Origin of the sequence: Halomonas sp. 3D7M, assembly GCF_014897885.1 — a bacterium.
GTDB lineage: Bacteria > Pseudomonadota > Gammaproteobacteria > Pseudomonadales > Halomonadaceae > Vreelandella.
The window spans coordinates 595-6,170 of record NZ_JABUZF010000145.1; the positions used below are offsets into that span (position 1 = coordinate 595).

Sequence of the window (5,576 nt, forward strand, 5' to 3'; positions counted from 1 at the left end):
ATGATAGTCGTGGTCGTGGTCGTGGTCGTGGTCGTGGTCGTGGTCGTGGTCGTGGTCATCATGACCCGGTTCAGCTAATGCTGAGTGCAGCACGTTCGCGTTATGACGCATCATGCCTAAGTAAGTGCCGGCTTCACCCTCACTCGCCAGCGCATCGGCATACAGTGTGCCAGCAATTGGCAGGCCAGTTTCTTCGGCAAGCTGGTTGATGATGGCTTGGTTGGTCATGTTCTCGTGGAACAGCGCCTGCACGTTTTCCTGCTCAATGACATCTACAAGCGCGGCCATGCTGGCGCCGCTGGGGTCAGCTTCGGTAGACAGGCCGACAGGAGCAAGAAAGTTCACCCCATAAGCATTTGAGAAATAACCAAACGAATCATGGCCGGTAATCACGCTGGCGGAAGCGGGAATATCGCTCAGCAAATCACGAATTTCATGATCAGCCTCGTCTATTGCTGCTAAATAGCGCTCAGCATTCGCTTGATAACTTTCGGCATTGGCACTGTCTGCTTCGATTAAGCCATCGCGAATATTGGTAACGTAGACCTTTGCCTGCTGTAGATCCTGCCATGCGTGAGGGTCGTCATCACCATGGTCATGTTCACTGTGATCGTGCTCGTCATGTCCGTGGTCATGATCGTCGTGGCCATGGTCGTCGTGTCCATGATCGTCATGGCCGTGTTCTTCATGATCGTGTTTGGCAAAGGCGCGGGGTTGAATGCCGTTGGTTGCAGTGACCAATGCACCCGTATAGTCGCTAGACTCAATCAAACGCTCCATCCAGCCCTCAAACAGCAGTCCGTTAAAGACCACCACATCTGCGCTGGCCAACGCGCGGGCGTCGCCTGGGCTTGGTGAATAAACATGCGCATCGCCGTCAGGGCCGACAAGCGACGTTACGTCAACGTGCTCGCCGCCCACGTTTTCGACCATGTCGGCCAAGATAGAGAAGCTGGTCACTACCTGAACACGGTCGCTAGCCATTGCTGCAGGCAATGCCAGCATGGCCGAAACACCCACCCACCAGCGCGATGAAGAGAAAAGCGACATATAACGCTCCTTCAAAAATAACAAAGAGTTATGACGACTGTTCAAGCGCCAGCGGCGTTGTCTTGCGCCGCAGCTTAGCGGCTAAGCTGTGATAGCGGCCGAACAGTGCCGACAGTAGATAACCCACCCCAGCCAGCAAAATAATGCTCGGCCCTGATGGGGTATCAAGATGAAATGAAATCAATAGCCCGCCGGTACTGGCGACCATGGCCAATACCACGGCAATACCTATCAAGCCTTCCAGCCGCTTACTCCAAAACCGCGCTGCAGTGGCAGGCAGCATCATTAAGCCCACCGCCATTAACGTGCCCAAGGTTTGGAAACCCGCGGTTAAATTAAGCACCAATAGCCCTAAAAAAACGCTATGTACCCAGCTGCTACGGCGGCTTTGCCCGCGTAAAAACAGCGGGTCTAAACACTCCACGACCAACGCGCGGAAAATAATCGCCAAAATAATCACAATCAGTGTGCTGATAGAGGCAATGAGCAGTAGCGCTGTGGAGTTAATCGCCAAAATTGAGCCGAACAGCACATGGGTTAAATCCACGCTGCTGCCACCCATCGAAATGAGCAATACCCCGGCCGCCAGCGAGATAATAAAGAAGCTCGCCATGGCGGCGTCTTCGCGCTGGCCGCCCATTTTCGACACAGCACCGGCAAGTAACGCCACCATCACGCCGAAAAGAACGCCGCCAGCGCTCATCACCGGTAGAGAGAACCCGGCGAGTAAAAAGCCCAGCGCCACCCCAGGCAAAATAGCGTGGGCCATTGCATCGCCAATCAGGCTCATGCCCCGTAGCACCAAAAACACGCCCAGTGGAGGAGCTGCAAGCGAAAGTGCCAAACCACCCACGACCGCACGCCGCATAAAGCCATAATCGAAAGGCGCAACAAACCACGCATCAAGCAGTGCCAGCATGACGACCTCCCAAAGCAAACGGCACGACCTTGGCCGATGCATGTTGGTGGTTAAGCGCGCTAGGCGCGACCCAGCGACCATGGCCACCGTTTAGCATTAATACTTCATCGGCTAGGTGGCTCAGATGATCCATGTCGTGCAGCACAATAATGATGGTCACGCCTTCATCGGCCATTTGGCGCAAAATACGGATCAAAATATCCACCGTATCGCTATCCACGTTGGCAAACGGCTCATCCAGTAACAAAAGCTCCGCTTCCTGCATCAACGTACGGCCAATCAGCGCCCGCTGGCGCTGGCCGCCGGAAAGCTCACCCAAAGGGCGGTGGGCCAAATGAGAAATACCTAAGCGCGCCATGATGTCGCGACCCTTGCGATAATGCGCCGCACAGTAGCCTTTCAACGCCCCGTGGCTTGGCCAACTGCCGGTCATCACCAACTCTTCCACGCTCATCGGAAAGGTAAGGTCCAGAGCCAGTTGCTGCGGTAACCATGCGCGGCGTGCTTTATCAACGGTGCAAATCACTTTGCCGCTAATAGGCCGCAGTTCTCCCATAATCGCCTGGATCAGCGTGCTTTTGCCCGCCCCGTTAGCGCCGATAAGCGCCGTAATAGCACCGGGTTTTATGTCACCATCGACATGCTCAAGTACCGTGCGTCCGCCTTGGGCAAGGTGCAAGTCATGCAGTTGCAGGCGTGAAAGTGAACGCTCACTCATAACGGCCACCCACTTGCCCACAAAACTAACCCCCATAAACCCAGCAGCGGCAGTGCCACTAGACCCAACCGCTTCGTGGCAGATAACGACATCAGCGAAAAATGACAAGGACCTTCCTTGTTATGGCGATGCATATGCTCACTCATTGAGTGTCCTCGCTACCAATAAATAAGTTATAACATAACAATTACAAAAACCAAAAAAGAGCCCGATATTTTACGCGCTCCTGGTGTGCTGACAATCCTGTTGCACTGACAATGTTAAATCGTGCCTCTTATATAGCCATGGTGTGCGGCGACCATTACGCGGCTAATAGCGCCAAATGGCTGGGGTGAGACGTACTCACCGTTCAAAGTGACAGACCCAACCGAGAAACGAGCAGGTTGAAAACGGTTAATCGCGCTAGAGGCTTGGTTGGGCTGCGTCCAAATCTGCAGCTTATTGTAAGCCGACCAGTCAGCAGACGTTTGGGCCTGGGCTTGCGTAGACAGCGTGAGCAGCACCAGCGCGGAAGCCGCCAACACACGAAACATCGGCATAGCGAATCACCCAAATAAGAAAAGTAACGCGAAGCGTAGCACGTTGAGCCGAAGGCGCTAGCGTGGAATCGGTGTGGGCTAAGTATGACTAAGGTCAATGGCGAGGTTGGGTAAAGAATGGTTAGATGGAGTTCTTTTTCAATTAGACGGCCAAGTACACGTTAAACGTCTTCAGCATTTACCTGGAAACCGAATTAGAGTTATATCTGACAATTCGCTGTATCCCAGCTACGAAATGGACGAAACAGATAACTTCCAAATTTGCGCTCGTTTTTTAGGGCGTTGGGCATTTGGGAGGGTGTAGCAAACCAACTAAAAAGGCAGGGAACATGGAGATAGCACAAAAAATCGCAACACTGGCGAGCCGTGCCAGAGAGCAGCTTGACCACATCGTCAACGAAGAAGCGACGAAAAATGCGATGGTCATGCCATTTATACAAAGCTTAGGATATGACGTTTTCAATCCAACCGAGGTACTGCCTGAATTTACGGCTGACGTTGGCTTGAAGAAAGGCGAGAAGGTCGACTACGCCATCAAAAATGATGGTGTGCTTTCAATCCTCATCGAATGTAAGCCCCGTACGACAGACCTTGCAGATGCACAATTCAGCCAGCTCTACCGCTATTTCAATTGCACGGAAGCAAAGTTTGCGATTTTAACCAATGGCATTGAGTACCGCTTTTACTCAGATCTTGATGACACAAACAAGCTAGATAACAGACCATTTTTTACCTTTCGTCTGACTGACTATAACGAAAGGGATATTGAAGAACTGAAGAAATTTGCTAAGCCTGTTTTTAACGTCGATACCATTCTTAGTACCGCAAATCGGCTGAAATACACCAATCTCGCGATGGCATCATTCAGCAAGATGCTTAAAGAACCGCCCCGCGAATTCATCAAATTCATCGCTCAAGATTTCTTTGATGGACGGATGACTCAGCAAGTTCTTGATGAATTCACACCGATCATCCGCGACGCAATGGCTCAACACATCAAAGAGCAGGTTTCTCTAAGACTCAAACAGGCATTAGCTACGACAAGTGGCGATGAGTCAGGTGCTGTTAACTTACAGTCCATTCAGATGGACTCCGAAGAACCTTCTCAAAATACAGATGATGAGATAGTCACGACTCAGGAAGAGATCGATGGTTACAACATGGTTCGGGCTATCGTTGCCAGCGAAGTAGCTCCTGAAAGGGTTTTCATGCGAGATGCAAAGTCGTATTGCGCCGTGCTGCTTGATGACAACAATCGTAAGCCGATCTGTCGCCTTCACTTCAATTCCAAAATCTTAAAAAGAATTGAAATTCGCCAAGATAATGAATCAGTTAAGCACGATCTAAATGTACTGACTGATATCTTCAATCACAGAGACGCTCTGATAGCCGTTGTAAAAGGCTACGAATGATCCCTAAAGCCGGTCTTGTGCCGGCTTGTTTTCGCCCGGCAAGGTAAATAAAGCTTATAAATTGGCTCATAAGGTAAGCATATTTACCTTGTGTTTTGCGACGTCTGCAAACGTCAGCTTTAACCACCACGGCTTGGAGTCAACAAATGCAAACCAATGCCCAACCATGCCGGGTGTACATGCATCCGACCGCTGGAAACAGCCACATCGCCATCGCGGTCATGCAAGCCACCACAGTCCGCATCGCCGCCCGCCTGAGTGGTACAAATTCCGCACTACCTATCTGCTCACCGCCATAAATGTACACCTGCCGGGTCACTTTCGCGGGTGCGCTAACGCTTACGCCGCGCTACTCGAAATGTGCATTACCTTCATTAATTAGTAAGTTGGATGTTGCCGTCCAGGTAATTCAGCGCTCAACCGTTGTGAATACTCTCTCAGTTTCGGCGTCATCAGCACGATGGTGCTTTAATTGTTAAATATGGTGAGGAAAAGAGTGTTCCAAAATAAAACTGCTTTAACATAATGAATGCTGTGTGTGTCGGTAACTGCCATCTAGAGGATATTACGTCATGGAAAACTTTCTTGAGCAATTTGGGGCTTATGTTCCTTTGATCATCAATGCCGTGAAAGCATTGTTGGTGTTAATTGTGGGCTGGATTGTCGCAGGGGTAGTCAGCAGCTTAGTGCGTAAGCGGGTGAATGCGATACCGCGTATAGATCCAACGCTGGGCAACTTTCTTGCAGCCTTGGTGAAGTGGGTCATTCTGCTGGTTGTATTTATTACGGTACTGGGTCTGTTTGGTATTCAGGCTACTTCGCTGGTTGCTGTGTTGGGGGCTGCCACGCTGGCTATTGGCTTGGCGTTGCAGGGCACGCTGAGTGATTTAGCGGCGGGGTTTATGCTGATTGTGTGTAAGCGTTCATTCCAGGACGTA

6 protein-coding genes and 1 pseudogene are annotated in these 5,576 nt (G+C 50.9%); 3 read left to right on the top strand and 4 right to left on the bottom strand.

The genetic code is table 11. From position 1 onward, the window contains the following. The 4 genes and pseudogenes from INT22_RS07070 to INT22_RS07085 all read right to left on the bottom strand — a co-directional run. On the bottom strand, positions 1 to 1,050 hold a 1,050-nt coding region (locus INT22_RS07070; RefSeq protein ID WP_193067948.1), incomplete at its 3' end, for a metal ABC transporter solute-binding protein, Zn/Mn family. Positions 1,051 to 1,078: 28 nt separating this feature from the next. Continuing rightward, on the bottom strand, positions 1,079 to 1,969 hold the full coding sequence (locus INT22_RS07075; RefSeq protein WP_193061478.1) for a metal ABC transporter permease: 891 nt from the start codon (positions 1,967 to 1,969) through the stop codon (positions 1,079 to 1,081). After that, positions 1,953 to 2,687: a metal ABC transporter ATP-binding protein gene (locus tag INT22_RS07080; RefSeq protein WP_089039994.1), complete on the bottom strand. Its 735-nt coding sequence runs from the start codon at positions 2,685 to 2,687 to the stop codon at positions 1,953 to 1,955. The genes INT22_RS07075 and INT22_RS07080 overlap by 17 nt, the downstream gene beginning before the upstream one ends. A gap of 260 nt (positions 2,688 to 2,947) precedes the next feature. After that, positions 2,948 to 3,130: pseudogene (locus tag INT22_RS07085) on the bottom strand (hypothetical protein); the annotation flags it as partial. 193 nt (positions 3,131 to 3,323) lie between these two features. Here INT22_RS07085 and INT22_RS22080 point away from each other — a divergent pair. From INT22_RS22080 to INT22_RS07100, 3 genes are all read left to right on the top strand, one after another. Beyond that, a complete protein-coding gene (locus INT22_RS22080; RefSeq protein ID WP_226912478.1) occupies positions 3,324 to 3,530 on the top strand; it encodes a S24 family peptidase in 207 nt (68 codons plus the stop codon). Positions 3,531 to 3,555: 25 nt separating this feature from the next. After that, positions 3,556 to 4,638 (top strand): type I restriction endonuclease, encoded by a 1,083-nt coding sequence (locus INT22_RS07095; protein ID WP_193067949.1) that lies wholly within the window; start codon positions 3,556 to 3,558, stop codon positions 4,636 to 4,638. 572 nt (positions 4,639 to 5,210) lie between these two features. Beyond that, positions 5,211 to 5,576 (top strand): mechanosensitive ion channel family protein (locus INT22_RS07100; protein ID WP_193067950.1); only part of this gene is annotated, 366 nt, incomplete at its 3' end.